At 70.8% G+C, this 17718-nt stretch carries 17 protein-coding genes; 7 read left to right on the forward strand and 10 right to left on the reverse strand.

Annotation, left to right across the window (positions count from 1 at the left end):
- The first annotated feature begins 217 nt into the window (after positions 1–217).
- Genes ACJMNC_RS06260 through ACJMNC_RS06275 form a run of 4 tightly spaced genes read left to right on the forward strand, consistent with a single transcriptional unit; the run spans position 218 to position 3608 of the window.
- Positions 218–880, forward strand: coding sequence for a TetR/AcrR family transcriptional regulator (locus ACJMNC_RS06260; RefSeq protein ID WP_408947087.1), 663 nt, complete (start codon positions 218–220; stop codon positions 878–880).
- Positions 873–1793: an adenylate/guanylate cyclase domain-containing protein gene (locus ACJMNC_RS06265; RefSeq protein WP_408947088.1), complete on the forward strand. Its 921-nt coding sequence runs from the start codon at positions 873–875 to the stop codon at positions 1791–1793. Before ACJMNC_RS06260 ends, ACJMNC_RS06265 begins: the two co-directional genes overlap by 8 nt.
- Before the next feature lie 34 nt (positions 1794–1827).
- Positions 1828–2790 carry an ATP-binding cassette domain-containing protein gene (locus ACJMNC_RS06270; protein ID WP_408947089.1) on the forward strand — a complete coding sequence of 321 codons (963 nt, stop codon included), beginning with the start codon at positions 1828–1830 and terminating at the stop codon, positions 2788–2790.
- The gene (locus ACJMNC_RS06275; RefSeq protein ID WP_408947090.1) at positions 2787–3608 is read left to right on the forward strand and encodes an ABC transporter permease; all 822 of its coding nucleotides are present in this window, start codon (positions 2787–2789) and stop codon (positions 3606–3608) included. Before ACJMNC_RS06270 ends, ACJMNC_RS06275 begins: the two co-directional genes overlap by 4 nt.
- A 38-nt stretch (positions 3609–3646) precedes the next feature.
- On the opposite strand, the gene ACJMNC_RS06280 is transcribed toward ACJMNC_RS06275, so the two are convergent.
- From ACJMNC_RS06280 to ACJMNC_RS06305, 6 genes are all read right to left on the reverse strand, one after another.
- Positions 3647–4903 carry an ROK family protein gene (locus ACJMNC_RS06280; RefSeq protein WP_408947091.1) on the reverse strand — a complete coding sequence of 419 codons (1257 nt, stop codon included), beginning with the start codon at positions 4901–4903 and terminating at the stop codon, positions 3647–3649.
- A gap of 285 nt (positions 4904–5188) precedes the next feature.
- Positions 5189–5866: a histidine phosphatase family protein gene (locus ACJMNC_RS06285; RefSeq protein ID WP_408947092.1), complete on the reverse strand. Its 678-nt coding sequence runs from the start codon at positions 5864–5866 to the stop codon at positions 5189–5191.
- Positions 5867–5912: 46 nt separating this feature from the next.
- On the reverse strand, positions 5913–6929 hold the full coding sequence (locus tag ACJMNC_RS06290) for a phosphotransferase family protein (protein WP_408947093.1): 1017 nt from the start codon (positions 6927–6929) through the stop codon (positions 5913–5915).
- The gene (locus tag ACJMNC_RS06295) at positions 6922–8139 is read right to left on the reverse strand and encodes an acyl-CoA dehydrogenase family protein (protein WP_408947094.1); all 1218 of its coding nucleotides are present in this window, start codon (positions 8137–8139) and stop codon (positions 6922–6924) included. Before ACJMNC_RS06295 ends, ACJMNC_RS06290 begins: the two co-directional genes overlap by 8 nt.
- Positions 8140–8259: 120 nt before the next feature.
- Positions 8260–8862, reverse strand: a complete 603-nt coding sequence (locus ACJMNC_RS06300; protein ID WP_408947095.1) for a TetR/AcrR family transcriptional regulator — start codon at positions 8860–8862, stop codon at positions 8260–8262.
- A gap of 9 nt (positions 8863–8871) precedes the next feature.
- Positions 8872–9507 (reverse strand): TetR/AcrR family transcriptional regulator, encoded by a 636-nt coding sequence (locus tag ACJMNC_RS06305; RefSeq protein WP_408947096.1) that lies wholly within the window; start codon positions 9505–9507, stop codon positions 8872–8874.
- A 133-nt stretch (positions 9508–9640) separates the two neighbouring features.
- Here ACJMNC_RS06305 and ACJMNC_RS06310 point away from each other — a divergent pair, with 133 nt between their 5' ends.
- Positions 9641–10471: an oxygenase MpaB family protein gene (locus ACJMNC_RS06310; protein ID WP_408947204.1), complete on the forward strand. Its 831-nt coding sequence runs from the start codon at positions 9641–9643 to the stop codon at positions 10469–10471.
- Positions 10472–10493: 22 nt separating this feature from the next.
- Here the strand turns inward: ACJMNC_RS06310 and ACJMNC_RS06315 are convergent, their stop codons facing one another.
- The 4 genes from ACJMNC_RS06315 to ACJMNC_RS06330 are packed head-to-tail and all read right to left on the reverse strand — an operon-like array spanning position 10494 to position 14856.
- A complete protein-coding gene (locus ACJMNC_RS06315; protein WP_408947097.1) occupies positions 10494–11783 on the reverse strand; it encodes an alpha-hydroxy-acid oxidizing protein in 1290 nt (429 codons plus the stop codon).
- A complete protein-coding gene (locus ACJMNC_RS06320; protein ID WP_408947098.1) occupies positions 11783–12274 on the reverse strand; it encodes a DUF4334 domain-containing protein in 492 nt (163 codons plus the stop codon). Before ACJMNC_RS06320 ends, ACJMNC_RS06315 begins: the two co-directional genes overlap by 1 nt.
- Entirely contained in the window at positions 12271–13794 is a 1524-nt protein-coding gene (locus ACJMNC_RS06325) for a flavin-containing monooxygenase (protein ID WP_408947099.1), read from the reverse strand. Before ACJMNC_RS06325 ends, ACJMNC_RS06320 begins: the two co-directional genes overlap by 4 nt.
- A gap of 39 nt (positions 13795–13833) precedes the next feature.
- On the reverse strand, positions 13834–14856 hold the full coding sequence (locus tag ACJMNC_RS06330) for a Ku protein (protein WP_408947100.1): 1023 nt from the start codon (positions 14854–14856) through the stop codon (positions 13834–13836).
- 61 nt (positions 14857–14917) lie between these two features.
- On the opposite strand from ACJMNC_RS06330, the gene ligD reads away from it, so the two are divergent.
- Both ligD and ACJMNC_RS06340 read left to right on the forward strand, forming a co-directional pair.
- Positions 14918–16855, forward strand: coding sequence for a non-homologous end-joining DNA ligase (gene ligD, locus ACJMNC_RS06335; RefSeq protein ID WP_408947101.1), 1938 nt, complete (start codon positions 14918–14920; stop codon positions 16853–16855).
- A 65-nt stretch (positions 16856–16920) separates the two neighbouring features.
- Positions 16921–17658, forward strand: coding sequence for a VIT family protein (locus tag ACJMNC_RS06340; RefSeq protein WP_408947102.1), 738 nt, complete (start codon positions 16921–16923; stop codon positions 17656–17658).
- The last annotated feature ends 60 nt before the right edge of the window (positions 17659–17718 follow it).

Genomic DNA, 17718 nt, shown 5'->3' on the forward strand with positions numbered 1-17718 from the left:
CGGCGCGCCACCGGACGGGCTCCCTGGCCCGCCGCCGGTCGACGCTCCGCCCCAACCGCCGCGACCTGAACGGCTCCTTCCGCGCGTCCCTGAGCTCCAGGACCAGCCTCTTGAGGCTAGGCCACAGCCCGGGGAGGCCCTTCGGCTTCCGCGGGGTGTCCGCGTCCCGGTGGAGTGACAGGTCTGGCTCGCGGAGCTAGGCGGCCGGAGCCTGCGGGTGGACCAGGACATCGCCGAATCGACTCTGCGTCAACTGATCCGGCGACTCCTCTCGCTCACCCCCTCGGCGGCGCCGCCGATCCCCGAGCTGCCGGCCGACCTCTTCGCCACCCCCGGCCGGCGCGACGAGATCCTGGACGCCGCAGCCCGGCTGTTCGCCGATCAGGGTTTCGCCGGCACCGGGATGGACGAGATCGGAGCGGCCGTGGGCATCACCGGACCCAGTGTGTACAAACACTTTCCGTCCAAGGAGTCGATCCTGATCGCCATCGGCCAGCGCAGCGCGCTGCGGCTCGAAGCGGGCGCACTGGCTGCGGCGGCCACCTCGCCCGAGCCGCGCGGACAGCTCGATCTTCTGGTCGACTCGTACGTCCAATCCATCAGTGGCGCACCGGATCTGAGCGTCTCGTTTCAGAGCAGATTTGTCCTCGCAGGCAATCCGCAGGCGATCGAACTGATCGCCGGGCAGCGCCGCTACGTGGCCCGCTGGATCGAGCTGATCCGGTGCCTCGAGCCCGAGACCGACGAGCAGGCGGTGTCGCTGACGGTGCACGCCGCCCTGGCGATCGTCAACGACGCGGTGCGGATGCCGCGCAGCACCCCGCGGCCGGAGTTCGCGGCCCGGATGGCCTATCTCATGAAAGGCTTATTGCATGCGTGACGACGACTCGCGACCGGCGTCCGGCGAACGCATCTACACCCGCGACGATCTGATCGAGGCGCTCGGTCTGGACAGTGAGGTGGCCCTGCGCCTGTGGGGCGCCTTCGGCTTCCCGGAGGGGCCCGACACCGGATCGGAGTTCTCCGACCAGGACCTCGAGTCCCTGCGCGCCTTCCTCGGCAAGTCCAGCGCCGCCAACCCCGCCTCGCAGCTGGCCGCCGCCCGGTCCCTCGGGCAGGCCACCGCGCGGCTGGCCGAATGGCAGGCCGAGCAGATCCGGCTGATGGCGGCCGACCCGGAGACCGGCATGACCGAGCAGGAGCTCGCCGACGCCGTGGGCCGGCTCCAGCAGCTGGTGTGGCGACGCCATCTCGACGACCGGCTGGCCCGGCACGCCGAGAGCGGCGAGACCGAGGCGATCGTGGGCTTCGCCGACATCGTCGGTTTCACCTCGCTGTCCCGGCGGCTGCGGCTGCCCGAGCTCGAGGACCTGATCGAGGCCTTCGAATCCGCAGCTCAGCAGATCGTCAACGGCCGCGGCGGCCAGGTGATCAAGAACATCGGCGACGCGGTCATGTTCACCGCGCCGACCCCCGCACAAGCCGCCGCGATCGCGCTGGATCTGCACGATCTGACCTCGGACGGGGTGATGCCCACCCTGCGGATCGGGATGGCCGAGGGGGTGGCGCTGATCCGGATGGGCGACCTCTTCGGCGAGCCGGTGAACATCGCCGCCCGGCTGGCCAGCAATGCCCGGGAGGGCACCACGCTGGTGGACCAGAACCTGGCCGATGCGCTGGCCGACGACGAGGACGTCCGGGTGCGCCACGTGCCGGCCCTGTCGGTGCGCGGCTACCGGCGGCTGCGGGCCAGCGCCCTCGTCCGGGCGCACCGGACCGGAGAAACCCGCTAGCCGGATCCGCGGTCGGGCGCATAGGCTTGTGCGCATGCCCGATATCCCCGGCCGCTCCCCGGCCGTCGAAGCCGTCGGCCTGGTCAAACGCTTCGGCGACTTCACCGCCGTCGACGGTGTGAGCTTCTCCGTGCCGGCCGGCACCGTGCTCGGCCCCAACGGCGCCGGCAAGACCACCACCGTCCGGATGATGACCACCCTCTCCCGGCCCACCGCGGGAACCGCCAGGATCGCCGGTCACGACGTGCTCGAGGAACCGGCCATGGTACGCCGCAGCATGGGGCTGACGGGTCAGGCGGCCACCGTCGACGAGCTGCTCACCGGCCGGGAGAACCTGGCGATGATCGGCGGGCTGTACGGCATCCGGCGCGCGGCGCTGCGCAGCCGCTGCGAACAGCTGCTCGAGCAGTTCTCCCTCACCGACGCCGGGAACAAGGTGGTCCGCGACTACTCGGGCGGCATGCGCCGGCGCCTGGACCTGGCGGTGAGTCTGCTCGCCGCGCCGCCGGTGCTGTTCCTGGACGAGCCCACCACCGGCCTGGATCCCCACAGCCGCAACGAGCTGTGGGATGTGCTGCGCGAGCTGGTGGCCGGCGGCACCACCCTGGTGCTGACCACCCAGTACCTCGAGGAGGCCGATCAGCTGGCCGACACCATCGTGGTGATCGACCGGGGCCGGATCATCGCCGAGGGCACACCGCTGCAGCTCAAGGAGCGCTCGGGCGCGGCCAGCGTGATCGCGACGGTGACCCACGCGCACCAGCTCGAGCACGCGCACCGGCTGCTGGTGCAGCACTCCCCCGAGATCTTCCTCGACGCCGACGTGCGCACCCTCACCGTGGCCGCCGGCGGCCTGGACGACCTGACCCGGATCGCCGGTCTGCTCTCGGCCGAGCGGATCGCCGTTGACGACCTGCGGCTGTCCCGGCCCAGCCTCGACGATGTCTTCCTGTCGCTGACCGGGCACCGCTCGAGCACCGGGGAGGAGCAACCGTGACCAGTGCCGACCTGCCGATCACTCCGCCGGGATTGTGGCGACAGACCTCGATCATCGTGCGCCGCAGCCTGATCCACACCCGGCGCATGCCGGAGATGCTCACCGACGTCACCGTTCAGCCGGTGATCTTCGTGCTGCTGTTCTCCTTCGTCTTCGGCGCGGCCGTCTCGGTGCCCGACGGCGGCAACTACCGCGAGTTCCTGCTCCCGGGCATCATGGGCCAGACCATCGTCTTCACCGCCTTCGTGGTGGCCATGGGCATCACCGCCGACGTGGACAAGGGCATCGTCGACCGGTTCCGCTCGCTGCCGATCAGCAGGTTCTCCTATCTGCTGGGCCGGGCGATCGCCGCCCTGCTGCATTCGGCGATCGGCCTGACCGTGATGGCGGTGACCGGCCTGGTGATCGGCTGGCGGATCCACGGCGGCATCCTCGACGCGATCCTCGGCTTCGTGCTGATCGTGGTCTTCGGTTTCGGGATGATCTGGTACGGCGTGCTGATCGGTTCGTGGCTGCGATCGGTGGAGGCGGTGAACGGCTTCCTGTTCTCCACCCTGTTCCCGCTCACGTTCCTGTCGAATGTCTTCGTGCCGACCGCGCCGATGGCCGACTGGCTCCGGTTCATCGCCGAGTGGAACCCGATCTCGTCCCTGGTGCAGGCCATGCGGGAGCTGTGGGGCAACGGACCGGCCGCCGCCCCGGGCGCCGCACTGCCCCTGCAGCATCCGGTGATCGCGACGGTGTTGTGGTCGCTGGCTCTGACCGTGGTCTTCGCGCCGGTCGCACTGCGCGCCTTTGTGCGCCGCACCGCCGACTGAGCCCACACCGCCCCGGCCGACGGCGCAGCCGGGGAGCCTCAGGCGGTGTGCGAGAGCGCGTCCAGCGGATCGGAGTAGATGGCGTCCAGGGCGACGGCGCCGGCCGCCTTCTGCTGCACGGTGATCGCCGACCGGGCCACCCGCACGTCGCGGTTGTTGATCACCGACGTCGCGCGCAGCGCCTTGGAGACCACCGGCAGCGCCTCCGGGTAGTCGGTGAACGCCTGCCCGCCCAGGATCACGTGATCGGGGTTGAAGATGTCCGACATCAGTGCGACGGTGCGCCCGAGCACCTCGGCCCGCTCGGCGAGGATCTCGTGCGCGACGGTGTCGCCGGTGCGTGCCGCGGCGCGCAGCTCGTCGAGACTGGTCACGTTCAGACCGGCCGCGGCGGCCGCCTCCAGTACGCCCGAGTCGCCGACGGCGTCCTCGAGGCGACCGGTGCTGTTCGGGTCGAGCAGCCGGGTGGGGCCGGTCGGGAAGTGCCCGATGGTCGGCGGTCCGGCGGCCGGGGTGTGCACGGTGCCGTCCACACTGAAGGCGATACCGGCCATTTCCCGGGCGTAGAAGTAGAGGAAGTTCTGGCTGGATTCGGCCGGGTTGACCACCAGCTCGGCGGCCGCCATGGCCTCGACGTGCGAGGCGACCGACACCGGCAGCCCGAGTTCGGCGGCGATCAGCTCGCCCACGCGCACCCCGGTCCAGCCCAGCCGCGGATGGTCGACGACGCCCTTGTCGCCGACGCGGCCGCCGATGGCGACACCGCCCCAGAGCAGGCGCTTGCCCACCCAGCGGTCGGCGAAGCGCCGGGCGCTGGCGCCGATCGCGCTGACGATCTGCGCCGGGTCGGCGGCCTGCGGCGTGGGGATGGAGATGGCGCCGACCACGCGGTGCTGCAGGTCGTGGGTGGTGATCGAGGTGGTGCGGTAGCCGATGTGGATGCCGACGGTGAGGAAGTCGCCGGTGTTGATCTCGAACGGCACGCGGGGCCGGCCCACAGCCCCGGGCGGGGTGAGGTCGGCGCGCTCGCGGATCAGGCCGGCCCGCAGCAGCGCGCTGACCTGGCGGTTGACTGTGGAGATGGACAGCCCGGTGGCGGCGGCCGCGTCATCGCGGAAGACCGGACCGGAGACCCGGGCGGTGCGCAGCACCAGGGCGGCGGCCTTGGTGGACAGGTGCAGACCGGCCACCTCGGCGTGCGGGGCGGCGGCGCGGCGGGCGGCCCGGGCCGGGCGGACGGTGAGATCGGCCGGCGCGTTCGGGGCCGGGATACGTCGATCGAGGGTGGAAGTCATGAGTGTGGTCCTTGGTTGCCGAGTGCCGGCCGCCGGCGGCGGTGACACTGAGGGAGGGCCCGCGGCGCAGAGGCGGGCACGACGAAAGCTGGGTCAGCGCATTCGACGGCAACAAAGGACCCGGGCCAGCGGCAGACGGCATCCCAGAGCGGTGGTCACATAGGTGACCTCCGGGATCGCATACGGCTGGTGAGTCATGGACGCAAAGCTAGCAAGACCGCTGACCGGTGGCAAGCGCAGGGCCTGTGAGATCGGACTCGCGGGCGCCTGCGCCCGGCCCGGCGGTCACCGGAAGCTGGCCAGGCCGGCGTCCCCGGCGGCCAGGTGAGCGTGCTCGTTGACCGAGACCACGGTGACCCCGCTGCGCCCCACCAGCAGCCGGGAGAACGAGGCGTTGAACATCGAGCGGGCCAGCGTGGGCCACTGGGCGTCGGGCACCTGCCACAGCCGGGCGACCAGTTGCATGATCACCCCGGCCGAGGACACCACGAGCACGTTCTGGCCCGAGCCGGCCAGCGCAACCGCCCGCTCGGCGGCGGCGGCGACCCGGCCGCCGAAGGCGGCGTAGCTCTCGCCGCCGCTGTCCTCTCCGCCCACCCATCGGGCCAGGGCGGCGTCGAGCACCCGCTGATAGGCGGCGCCGTCGCGGTACATCCGGGTCAGCTCCTCCGCCGAGGCGTCGATGCTCTGCGGGATCTCGTACTCGTTCCAGTCCGGGTCGACGACCGGCTCGGGCGGCGTCTGAAAGGCCTCGAGCACCCCGGCGAGGGTGGCCCGCTGACGCGGCAGGTCGCCGCTGATCGCCGCGGTGAACCCGGGCACCAGACCGGCCAGCTCCGCGCCGGTGCGCCGGGCCTGGGCGGTGCCCAGTTCGGTCAGTCCGGGCCCGGCGGCGGCCGCGTCGCCCACGCCGTAGGCCGTGGCCGGGGCCTGCCCGTGCCGCACCAGATAGATCCCGCCCATCGGTTACCTCGCCTCTTCTTCTCGTCTGGGTGCGCCCGCCACCGGGTCAGCCGATCGCGGCCAGGCCGGCCGCGATGAACGACGCGGTGGCCTCGGCGGCGTGTTCGGCGCCGGCGGCGCCCGAGGAGCCGCCCTGCAGCGCCCGGTGGGTGATGCCTTCGGCGATCACGCCCAGCTTCAGGTTGGCCAATCCGAGGTAGAACTGCCAGTCGCCCAGGTCGGTGCCGGCGATCTGGGCGTAGCGCTGCGCCATGTGGTCGGGATCCGGATACCGGGCCGAGGTCCAGGCCGCGTCGAAGCCCAGCACCGCCGAGAACACCGGTTCGCGGTAGATGCACATCAGCGCGACGTCGGTGAGCGGGTCGCCGAGGGCCGCCATCTCCCAGTCGACGACGGCGGCCACCCGGGCCGGGTCGCCGGGCGCGAGGATGGTGTTGTCCACCCGGAAGTCGCCGTGCACGATGCTGCTGGCCGCCTGCGCGGGCACCCGTTCGGTCAGCGCGGCCGCCAGTCGCTCCACATCCGGCAGTTCGCGGGTCTTGACCAGGCCCCACTGCCGGGCCCACAGTTTCACCTGCCGGGCGGCGAAGCCCTCGGGACGGCCGAAGTCGGCCAGCCCCACGGCGCGGTAGTCCACGGCGTGCAGATCGGCCAGGGTATGCACGAGCGCGTCGAAGTTGGCTGCCACCTCGTCATCGGTCCAGGCCTGCAGGTCCTCCTCCGAGCGGATCACCTGGCCGTCGACGAAGTCGACGACGGTGCACGGGGCACCGATGAACTCGCCGGTCCGGTCGATGGCCACCGGCGCGGCCACCGGGACAGGGGTGCCGGTGAGCGCGGCGGTGACGGCCCATTCACGCTCCATGTCGTGGGCCGACGGGGTGAGTCCGGCCAGCGGTGGGCGGCGGGTCACCCAGCGATGCACATCGTCACTGACGGTGAAGGTGAGATTGGAGCGGCCGCCGCTGATCAGTTCGATGTTCAGCTCGCCCTGGACCTCGACGTCGTTGGCGGCGAGCAGCTTTCGCAGATCGGCGGCCCGCAGACCGGGATGATCAGACATGGACGATTCCCGCTTCCGTGTTCTTGCGGGCCCGGCCCACGGCCCGCCTGGCCAGCGCCCAGCGGTGCACCTCCGAGGGGCCGTCGTAGATCCGGAAGGGCCGCACCTCGTTGGCCAGCCGGGCCAGCGGCAGATCCTCGGAGACGCCGAGCCCGCCGCACATCTGCATGCACCGGTCCAGCACCCGCGAGTACGCCTCGGCGGCGAAGGTCTTGGCGATGGAGGTGGAGTCGGAGGCGTGCTCTCCCTGGTCGAGTTCCCAGCAGGCGCGCACCAGCAGCGCACGGGCGCCGGCGATGTCGATCTCGTTGTCGGCCACCATCTGCTGGATCATGCCCAAATCGCCGATCCGACCGCCGAAGCCCTGCCGGGTGCTCACATAGTCCAGGGCGAGGTCGTGGGCTCGGACCGCGATGCCCATCCAGCGCATCACGTGGGTCATCCGCGCCGGCCCCAGCCGCACCTGGGCGTAACGGTAGCCCTGGTCGGGTTCGCCGAGCACGTCCTCGTCGGGCACGAAGACATCGGTGAAGCGCACCTCGCAGTGGCCGCCGATCATCCCGCGGTCGTAGGTGTGCACGTAGCGCTGCACCTCGATGCCGGCAGCCTCGGCCGGCGCCAGGAACATGGTGGCGCCGCCGCGGTCGCCGGGTTCTCCGGCCGTGCGGGCCATGATGATGAAGAAGCCCGCGCCGTCCGCGCCGGTGATGAAGCGCTTGAGGCCGTTGATCTTCCAGCCGCCCGGCACCTTCTGCGCCAGCGTGTTCAGTGCGTTGGGGTCGGCGCCGGCGCCGGGCGCCGGTTCGGTCATCGCGAAGGCGCTGCGCACGTCGCCGGCGGCGAGGGGTGCGAGGTATTTCTGCTTCTGCGCGTCGGTGGCGATGTGGGCGAGCATGTGCACGTTGCCCTCGTCCGGTGCCCCCAGGTGCAGGGCGACCGGCCCGAAGGTGGAGCGGCCGGCGGCCTCGAAGACCGGTGCACGGTCGGACATGTTCAGGCCCAGGCCGCCGAACTCGACGGGTGCGTGCGGCGCGAAGATACCGGCCTGCTTGGCCTGCGCGTTCAGTTCCCGCCGCAGGTCGTCGCCGCCGGCCGCCTCCACGTCGCCCGCATGCCGGTTCTCCACCGGCAGCACCACGTCGGCGATGAAGCGCCGGGCGCGGTCGACGAGGTCGACGACCTCCGGCCGATAGGACAGATCGATGGACATCCCACACTCTCCTTCACCTCGGCCGTGTCCGATCGCCGGCCGGGAGCCACTATGACCGAGCGCTCGCTCGGTTGCTGCGAACACTGTACCCGGATGCCGCCGCCCGGCGTCAAGTAGCGATCAGACCGGCGAGACGTACCGGACCATGTCGTGGGCGATCTGCAGGTTCCGGCGCACCAGCTCGTCAGCGGTGAGCGGACCACTGGGAGTGAACCAGGTGGATACGCCGACCGCCATCGTCGCCAGCGCCCGCGCCGCATCCTTGGGATAGCCGGTGGTGAACACGCCCGCCTCCACGCCGGCGTCCACCACGCCCTCGATCATCCGCTGCTGCCGGTCGCGGTGCCCCACGTAGATCTCGCGATAGCCCGCATCGAGACTGCGGATCTCGGTGGAGGCGACGAAGGCCTGCTCCCGGCGGAACATGTGGAAGCGCAGCAGCGACTCGGTCAGCGCATCGAAGCGCCGCACCGGATCCTGGCCGGCCTCGTCGAGCGCCTCCTGGCTCCGGCGCAGCAGGTCCATCATGGTGATCTCACACAAGCCTTGCAGCAGTGACTGTTTGGACGGGTAGTGGTGATAGAGTCCCGGCACCGACAGCCCCGCTCGTGCCGCGATGTCCCGCACCGAGGTGCCGTGGTAGCCGTGTTCGGCGAAGGCGGCGAGCGCAGCGGCCAGCGGGGACGGCAAGTCGACGGGCCCGTACTCTCGCCAGCTGGTCATCTGATCACCCTAACGCGCCAGGCTGTTCGGCAGCAGCATGCCCACGCACACGCCGATCAGCGACTCCTTGTCGATCTGCACCGTGCCCTCGATCCACGAGGCCAGCAGCCGGGACAGGCCGCCGACCTGGAAGTGCGCGGCCGCTGTCACCTCCGGCCCCGGCGAGAGGCCCAGCGCCTCCTGCGCGGAGTCGGCGGTCAGGGCGACGAAGAGCAGCAGCGAGTCCCCGCGTTTGGCGGCCACCACCGGGCTGACCGGTGCATCCGAGAAGACCAGCCGCCCCTTCCTGGCATCGTCGTCGACCACGTCGACGATGGCCCGCACCGCGCGGGCCACCCGGCGCCGGGGATCCTGCGTGGAGGCGAAGGCGACCTGCCCCCGTTCGGCGAACTCGGCGATCACCTCGTCGTAGGCGGCCCCGACCAGATCGTCGACGCCGGTGAAGCTCTCGTAGAAGTAGCGCGGGGTGAGTCCGGCGCGAGCGCAGACGCCGCGGACGGTCACTGGCGCCGGCTCCGGCGCCCCGAGCAGATCCAGCGCCGATTCGATGAGCGCGGTGCGCCGGCGGGCCACCCGGGACCCGCCGTCCTCTCCGCCGTAGGCACGCAGTTGTGCCGACTCGCCGGCCGATCGCTGAGACACCACGCTTCCCATCTTGACACCGCATCACGGCGGTAGTTCAATCGATGTCAGTAAGTGGAAACATCTGTTATCACATTTTGAGGAGGCCGCGGTGAGCATCGAGGCGAGTGCGCAGACCGAGTTCCCGGCCGAGAACATGCATCGCTCCCGGCGCGAGGAACTCGACCACGTCGACTCCACCGGCATGGAGATGCTCGGCGCCGCGCTGCTGGCCGGTCCCGCGAATGTGATCATGCAGCTCGCCGTGCCGGCCGTCGGCTACGGCGTGTACGAGAGCAAGGTCGAGAGCGGGAATCTGTTCAAGAACCCGACCAAGCGCACCCGCACCACCCTGACCTACCTCGCGGTCGCCGCCATGGGCGGCCCGCAGCTGCGCAGGAAGTACCGGCAGGCGGTGAACAGGTCGCACGCCCACGTCCGCTCGGACGAGAACAGCCCGGTGAAGTACAACGCCTTCGATCCGTCGCTGCAGTTGTGGGTGGCCGCCTGCCTCTACCGCGGCTGGGAGGACGTCCAGCGGCTGTACGGCGATCCGCGCCGGATCACCGAGGAGGCGTACCGGCAGGGCGCGGTGATGGGCACCACCCTGCAGATGCCGCCGGAACTGTGGCCGGCCACCCGCGCCGACTTCGAGGACTACTGGAACACCACGGTCGACGACCTCGAGATCGATGACACCATCCGCGAGTACCTGATGCGGATCGTGCGGATGGAGTTCGCCCACCCGATGGTGCGCCGCCTGGGCGGCTGGTACTCCGAGGCGATGACCATCGGGTTCCTGCCCGCGCCGTTCCGCGCCAAGATGCGGATCGAGCAGAAGCCGTGGCAGCGCCGGTTCTTCGAGACCCACAACGCCGTCGCCCGGATCGTGCTGCGCGGCTGCCCCAAGCCGGTACGCCAGTTCCCGCTCAACGCCTTCCTGCTCGATGTGCGCTGGCGGCTGCGCACCGGGCGTCCGCTGGTCTGATCCGGCGTTCGTGTCCGGACCGTCAGCGGCCCAGGTACTTGAGCGCGGACCGGTCCAGGCCGGCGACGTCGGTGTGCCCGGACAGCCCCAGGGTGAGATCGAGTTCGGCGAGGATGTTCGCGACCGCGTCCCGGGCCCCTTCGGCCCCGGCCAGGGCCAGCCCGTACATGTGCGGGCGGCCGATGCAGACCGCGTCAGCCCCGAGCGCGAGCGCCTTGAAGACGTCGGCGCCGGTGTAGAACCCGGAGTCGGCCAGGATCTTGAGGCTGCCGCCCACCGCGTCGACGATGTCGACGAGCGCATCGGTGGAGCTGATCGATCCGTCGATCTGCCGTCCGCCGTGGTTGGAGACGACGATGCCGTCGACGCCCAGCGCCGCGGCCTGGCGGGCGTCGTCGGGGTGAAGGACCCCTTTGAGCACGATCGGCAGCTCGGTGCGCTGCCGCAGGCTCGCGATGTCGTCCCAGTTCAGCGACGGCCGGGAGTAGATGTCGAGAAAGGTCTGCACGGCGGCGCGCGCGTGCGGGGTGCGGACGTTGCTCAGCACCGAGCCGGGCACGTTGCGCGCGATGCGCAGCAGGGTCTTGATCGCGCCGATCGAGACCTCCGGCTTCTCCGCGGTCGCCGCCGCCAGGCGCTCGCGGACGATCTCCCAGAAGGCCGGATCCGAGGTGTACTGGTCGATGCCCTCGGCCCGCGCGAACGGCAGCGACCCCAGATTGAGGTCCTGCGGCCGCCAGCCCAGCATGGTGGTGTCGAGGGTGACGGCCAGGGCCGCCGCCCCCATCTTCTCGGCCCGGCTGATCAGGCTGGCGACCAGCCGATCGTCGGTGGACCAGTAGAGCTGGAACCAGCGCGGCGCCCCGGGACGGACACGCTCCATCGCCGCGGCCACCTCCTCCATCGGGGCGCAGCCCTGATTGGAGAAGATGTATGGCACGCCGAGCTCGGCCGCGGCCCGACCGATCAGCACGTCGGCGTTCTCGCGGGCCAGCGCCCCGGCGCCGACCGGCGCGAAGAGCACCGGCGCCGCCAGCTTCTGGCCGAAGAGCTCGATCTCCAGGGATCGTTCGCTCACATCGCGCAGCACCCGCGGCACGATGGCCCACGAGTCGAGGGCGGCACGGTTGGCGGCCATCGTCCGGCCCTCACCGGCACCGCCGGCGATGTAGGCCCAGCCGCGCCGCGACATCGTCGCCTCGGCGCGGCGTTCGAGTTCGGCGAAGTCGGTGGGGACGGTGGGCCGGCGGCCGTGAACGCCCCCGGTGTAGATGTCGTTCTGCCGGCTGCGGCCGAGGTTCACGGTCACCATCAGCGGTCCTGCCCGTCACGCTGCAGATAGAAGTAGAAGTGCCGCTCGCGCACCAGCGAGGTGGTGCCGTTCATGATGCCCATCAGCGTGTTCCCGTCGACCCGCTTGAAGTGGTCGATCACCGGCTGACCGTCGTAGACCATCGACGCGGTGACCTCACCGCGGAAGCCCACCTCCCACAGGCTGGCCGCACCCTTGCCGATCTCGAGGTTCGAGTACAGCTCGCCGTCCTCGCCGCGGCAGACCATCGGCGCCACGTCGTACCAGCTGCGGAACCACTTGCCGTACCAGCCGACCGCCGCGAGCCGCCCGTCCATCCGATGCCCGGTGGGCAGTTCGCCGCCCCGCCAGTCGCCGAGGATCTCCTCGACGGTGACCGTGTCGAGCATCGCCCAGATGGCGTCGAGCTCGGCCGGGTCGCTGATCTGCTGGGACTCCACCCGCGCGAAGAAGTCCGCGACCGCCTGGTCGCGATCGAGTGCTGTGGTCATCGTTCCTTCATCTGGTCGGAGCGGGTCCCGGCGGATCCACCGGCCGGGGGACGGGAGTTGCCGGTACCGAAGACCATGTCCTGCGTGACGTCGTACCGGCGGGCGTCGATGCCGTCGAGGATCAGGTTGTGCCGCACCTGCCAGGGCGCCTTCTCGCCCGCCTTGGGCAGCTTGCCGCCGGCGCGCTGGACGTATCCGGAGTCCAGTTCGAGCAGCGCGTGGGTGGCGGGCCGGCGGCCGTGCAGGGTCGGGTAGGCCCGGGTGTAGCTGTTGACCCGCATGTACTCGATGAGCTCGGCGACGGCCTGACTGGTCAGGTCCACCCGCAGGGTCCAGGAGGCGTTGGTGTAGCCCACCGACCACGCCAGGTTGGGGACGTCGTCGAGCATGTAGCCGCGGTAGGCGTACTTCTCCCCCGGATTCACCGCCTCCCCGTCCACCGACAGGCCGACACCACCCATCGCGATCAGGTTCAGGCCGGTGGCGGTGACCACGATGTCGGCCTTGATCTCGTCGCCGGAGGAGACCACGATCCCGTCGGCGGTGAAGTGGTCGATGGTGTCGGTGACCACGTCGGCGGCACCGCCGGCGATCGCCTTGTAGAAGTCGTTCTCCGGGATCACGCACAGGCGCTGATCCCACGGCTCGTAGGCCGGTTTGAAGTGAGTGTCCACCTCGAAGCCCTTGGGCAGATTGCGTTTGGCGATCGACCGCAGGAGCCGGCGCGAGGCCTTGGGGAACTGTCGGCAGAACAGGTACAGCCCCATCGTCAGACCGGCGTTGCGGTACCGGGTCAGGTCGTGGGCGAGCTGCTTGGGCAGCAGTTTCTGCACCGCCGTGGTCATCGGATCCTGCCACGGATACGGGAACAGATAAGTCGGCGACCGCTGCAGCATGGTCACGTGTCCCGCGGTCTCCGCCAGCGCCGGGATCAGCGTGACAGCGGTGGCGCCGCTGCCGATCACCACGATCTTCTTGCCGGCGTAGTCGAGATCCTCCGGCCAGAACTGCGGATGCACCAGGGTGCCGGTGAAGTTCTCCTCGCCGGGGAAGTCCGGACGGTAGGCGTGGTCGTAGCTGTAGTAGCCGGTGCACATGTACAGGAAACGGGCGGTCAGGGTGCGCGGCTGACCGTCGACGATGGCGTCGACGGTCCACAGATCGGTGCCGGTGTCGAAGTCGGCGGCGAGCACCTCGGTCCGGAAGGTGATGTGCGGGTAGATGCCGAAGTCCCGGGCGGTCTGCTCGAGGTAGTCGCGGATCTCGTCGCCGTGGGCCATCAGCCGGGTACCGCGCCACGGGTTCCACGGGAAGCTGAGAGTGAAGATGTCCGAGTCGCTGCGCACTCCCGGGTACCGGAACAGGTCCCAGGTGCCGCCGATCCGCTCGCGCCGTTCGAGGATCGAGTACGTCAGTCCGGGGTTGCGTTCGCGCAGCCGGTAGGCGGCGTCGATGCCGGACAGCCCGGCTCCCACGATCAGGACGTCGAAGCTCTCCTCTGACGAATCCGCTTGTGCCATCTGCTCTTTCACTCCCTGTATTTCATCGGCGGGCCGGACTCAGCTCGCCGTCCGCTTACGCGTCGCCGCAGTGGTCTTCTTCGCTGCCGTCTTCTTCGCCGCTGTCTTCCCGGCGGGATCTTTCTTGGCCGCAGTGGTCTTCTTGGCCGCAGTGGTCTTCTTGGCCGCCGTCTTCTTGGCCGCCGTCTTCTTGACCGCCGACTTCTTGACCTCCGACTTCTTGACCCCAGTCTTCTTGACCGCAGTCTTCGTCGTCGGCGCCGGCTCGGCCGGCTCGTCACCGCCCCGGTCGCGGACCGAGGCGCGCAGCGCCGCCAGCAGGTCGGCCACCTCGTCGTCGCCGGCGTCGGCCTCGGGGGCGTTCTGATCGGACGAGAACGCCTGTCCGCCTTCCGCTCTGGACTCGATCAGTTTGCTCAGCTCCACCTCGTAGGTGTCCTCGTACTGGGCCGGATCGAAGTCGGCGGCCATCGTCTCGATGAGTGACGCCGCCATATCCAGTTCCTGCGGCCGGATCGGCACCTCGGCGTCGAGGAAGCCGAACTCCGGGGTCCGGATCTCGTCCGGCCAGAGCAGGGTCTGCAGCGTCATCACCCCGTCGATCACCCGGAGCGCGGCCAGCCGGGTGCGGTTGCGCAGGGTGAAGGTGGCGATCGCGAGGCGTTCGGTGCGTTCGAGGGCCTGGGCCAGCAGCACATAGGCCTTCGGTGACTTCGACGACGGCTCGAGGTAGTAGGCCTTGTCGAAGTAGATCGGATCCACCTGGTCCGCCGGCACGAACTCGGTGATGGCGATCTCCGGACTCCTGGTGACCGGCAGGGACGCAAGGTCGTCCTTGCTGAGAATCACCACGCCGCCCTCGTCGGTCTCGTAGGCGTTGGCGATCGCGCTGTAGTCCACCTCCTGGTCGGTGCCCTCGCGCACCCGCCGGTAGCGGATGCGGGTGCCGTCGGAGGCGTCGACCTGATGGGAGGCGCGGTCGTGACTCTGCGTGGCCGAGTACACCTTGACCGGCACGTTCACCAGGCCGAAGCTCAGGTCGCCTTTCCAGATGGACCGCATAGAGGCCCATTGTGCCATCGATCACTGTCAGAGGACACGGACCGAAGAGCACAATCGGGGCATGGGCGGCTCGCATCTGGACATCGACGGGCACCGGATCGCGGTGTCCCACCTGGACCGGGTGCTGTATCCGCAGACCCAGACCCGCAAGTACGACGTCATCGAGTACTTCCTGGCCGTCGCGGACGGCCTGCTCCCCCACCTGACCGACAGGCCGATCACCCGGAAGCGCTGGCCGGCGGGCACCGGCTCGGCGGCGTTCTTCGAGAAGGCCCTGCCCGCCGGCGCCCCGGAGTGGATCGCCCGGTTCACCATCGAGCATCGCGGCGAGTCCAAAGCGTATCCGGTGGCCCGCAGCCGGGCCGATCTGGTGTGGCTCGGTCAGCTCGCAGCCTTGGAACTGCATGTGCCGCAGTGGCGGATCGCGCTCGCGGAAGAGGGGGCGCGGCGCACCGACAGGATCGTCTTCGACCTGGACCCGGGTATGGACGTGCCGCTGACCCAATGCGCCCAGGTGGCGCTGACCATCCGGGAGGTGCTGGCGGCGACGGGGCTGAGCGCGTACCCGGTCACCAGCGGCGGCAACGGCATCCACGTCTACGCCGCACTGCCCGCACCGGTGAAGGCGACCTCGGCGGCGGCGGTGGCCAAGCAGGTCGCGCTCGACCTGGCCGCCCAGGCTCCCGGCGAGATCACCGCCGCGATGAGCCGATCCGGCCGCACCGGGAAGGTGTTCATCGACTGGTCGCAGAACAATCCGGCCAAGACCACCCTGTGCCCGTATTCGCTGCGCGGCCGCGACCGGCCGTGGGCGGCGGCGCCGCGCACCTGGTCGGAGCTGAGCGAGCCGGACCTGCGGCAGCTGCTGTATTCGGAGGTGGCCGAGCGATTCGCCGCGGACGGGGATCTGCTGGCCGGACTGGACCCGGCACCCGCACCGGCGCCGGCGCTCGGCGACGGCGGGGAGGTGATCGATCTGGGCCGGTACCGCCGGGAGCGCTCCACGCGCAGCCGGCCGCTGCACTCCTCCGCACCGCCGGCACCGGCGGTCCCGGCACCGTCGACCGTGGTGGCGGGCCCGGTCCGGCCGATGCTGGCCGTCGACGAGCCGATCGAGGAGCTTGCGGCGCAGGACTGGGCGTTCGAGGGCAAGTGGGACGGCTACCGGGTGATCGTGCGGGTCTCCGGAGGACGGCTGCGGGTGCAGTCGCGGTCGGGGCTGGACCTGACCGCCGATCATCCCGAGCTCGCGGAGCTCGCCGGACTGCTGTCCGGGCACGATGTGGTGCTCGACGGCGAACTGGTGGCGGTCAACGCCGCCGGACGGACGGACTTCGCGCTCCTGGCCGCGCGGCACCGGGACGCCGAGGAGCCCCGGATCGAGCTGCGGCTGTTCGACGTGCTGTGGCTCGACGGCAGCGACCTGAGCAGCCGGCCGTGGGAGCAGCGCCGCACCGTCCTCGAGGGGCTGTCCGGGCTGCTCGACGGATCGGCGGTGATCGTGGTGCCGGAGCTGGTCGACGGCGACGGCGCCGAGGCGATGGCCACCGCCCGGCGACTCGGCTGGGAGGGGGTGGTGGCCAAACGGCGCAGCGCGCCCTACCGGCCGGGCCGGCGCAGCCCGGACTGGCGCAAGCAGAAGAACTGGAACGATGTCGAGGTGGTGATCGGCGGCTACCGGCCCGGCCGCGGGGACGACGCGGAGCTGGGGTCGCTGCTGCTGGGCCTGCCGGAGGCGGACGGTCTGCGCTATGTGGGCCGGGTGGGCACCGGCTTCAGCCGGCGGCAGGCGGCCGACCTGCTCGCCCGGCTCCAGCCGCTGCGCATCCGCGCCTGCCCGTTCACCGATCGGCTCGACCGCCCGGTGGCGAGCGGCGCCGTCTGGGTTCTGCCGACGCTGGTGGCCGAGGTGCGCTTCCTGGACTGGACGTCCACCGGCCACCTGCGCCACCCGTCCTGGCGCGGTCTGCGGCCCGACAAACTGCCCGGAGATCTCTGAACCCGTCGGCGGGCGGGGAAGCGTCGGCAACCCTTGCTTGTGCACCGTCGGACGGGTCCGGCAAGATGGAGCGGGTGACCGATCCGGTGGCCGAGAACCCGCACGCCCATCCCGACGAGCCGCACGTCGACGGCTTCGCGGGCCGGCTGAACTGGCTGCGGGCCGGGGTGCTCGGCGCCAACGACGGCATCGTGTCCACCGCCGGCGTGGTGGTGGGTGTCGCCGCCGCGACCACCGCACGCGAGCCGATCTTCACCGCGGGTATCGCCGCGCTGGCCGCCGGGGCGGTCTCGATGGCGCTGGGCGAGTACGTCTCGGTGAGCACCCAGCGCGACTCCGAACGGGCCCTGCTGGCCAAGGAGAAGGGTGAACTGCGCGACGACCCGGAGGCCGAACTCGCCGAACTCGCCGGACTGTACGAGGAGAAGGGGCTGCGCCCGGACACCGCCCATCAGGTGGCCCGGGAGCTCACCGCCCACGATGCGCTCGCGGCGCACGCCGAAGCGGAATTGAAGCTCGACCCGGACGAGCTGACCAGCCCCTGGCAGGCGGCCGGCTCGTCGGCGGTCTCGTTCACCGTCGGGGCGCTGCTGCCGCTGCTGGGCATTCTGCTCCCGCCGGCGCACTGGCGGATCCCGGTCGCGGTGGTCACCGTGCTGATCGCGCTGGCGATCACCGGCACCACCGGGGCACTGCTCGGCGGCGCCTCGCCGTGGCGGCCGACGGCCCGGGTGGTGATCGGCGGGGCGCTGGCGATGGCGGTCACCTACGCGATCGGCCTGCTCGTCGGCCACACCGTCTGAGCCCCCGGATGCACCGGGCCGCCCACCGGTGGGCGGGCGGCCCGGGCAGTCGGCTCGGGA

Origin of the sequence: Gordonia sp. VNK21 (assembly GCF_046098115.1) — a bacterium.
Lineage (GTDB): Bacteria > Actinomycetota > Actinomycetes > Mycobacteriales > Mycobacteriaceae > Gordonia.

Coding starts and splice junctions, on each gene's coding strand:
- ACJMNC_RS06265 (WP_408947088.1), top strand. CDS start 873: ATGCGTGACGACGACTCGCGACCGGCGTCCGGCGAACGCATCTACACC.
- ACJMNC_RS06270 (WP_408947089.1), top strand. CDS start 1,828: ATGCCCGATATCCCCGGCCGCTCCCCGGCCGTCGAAGCCGTCGGCCTG.
- ligD (WP_408947101.1), top strand. CDS start 14,918: ATGGGCGGCTCGCATCTGGACATCGACGGGCACCGGATCGCGGTGTCC.
- ACJMNC_RS06325 (WP_408947099.1), bottom strand. CDS start 13,794: ATGGCACAAGCGGATTCGTCAGAGGAGAGCTTCGACGTCCTGATCGTG.
- ACJMNC_RS06315 (WP_408947097.1), bottom strand. CDS start 11,783: ATGGTGACCGTGAACCTCGGCCGCAGCCGGCAGAACGACATCTACACC.
- ACJMNC_RS06290 (WP_408947093.1), bottom strand. CDS start 6,929: ATGTCTGATCATCCCGGTCTGCGGGCCGCCGATCTGCGAAAGCTGCTC.
- ACJMNC_RS06295 (WP_408947094.1), bottom strand. CDS start 8,139: ATGTCCATCGATCTGTCCTATCGGCCGGAGGTCGTCGACCTCGTCGAC.
- ACJMNC_RS06340 (WP_408947102.1), top strand. CDS start 16,921: ATGGAGCGGGTGACCGATCCGGTGGCCGAGAACCCGCACGCCCATCCC.
- ACJMNC_RS06300 (WP_408947095.1), bottom strand. CDS start 8,862: ATGACCAGCTGGCGAGAGTACGGGCCCGTCGACTTGCCGTCCCCGCTG.
- ACJMNC_RS06310 (WP_408947204.1), top strand. CDS start 9,641: ATGCATCGCTCCCGGCGCGAGGAACTCGACCACGTCGACTCCACCGGC.
- ACJMNC_RS06280 (WP_408947091.1), bottom strand. CDS start 4,903: ATGACTTCCACCCTCGATCGACGTATCCCGGCCCCGAACGCGCCGGCC.
- ACJMNC_RS06330 (WP_408947100.1), bottom strand. CDS start 14,856: ATGCGGTCCATCTGGAAAGGCGACCTGAGCTTCGGCCTGGTGAACGTG.
- ACJMNC_RS06285 (WP_408947092.1), bottom strand. CDS start 5,866: ATGGGCGGGATCTATCTGGTGCGGCACGGGCAGGCCCCGGCCACGGCC.
- ACJMNC_RS06320 (WP_408947098.1), bottom strand. CDS start 12,274: ATGACCACAGCACTCGATCGCGACCAGGCGGTCGCGGACTTCTTCGCG.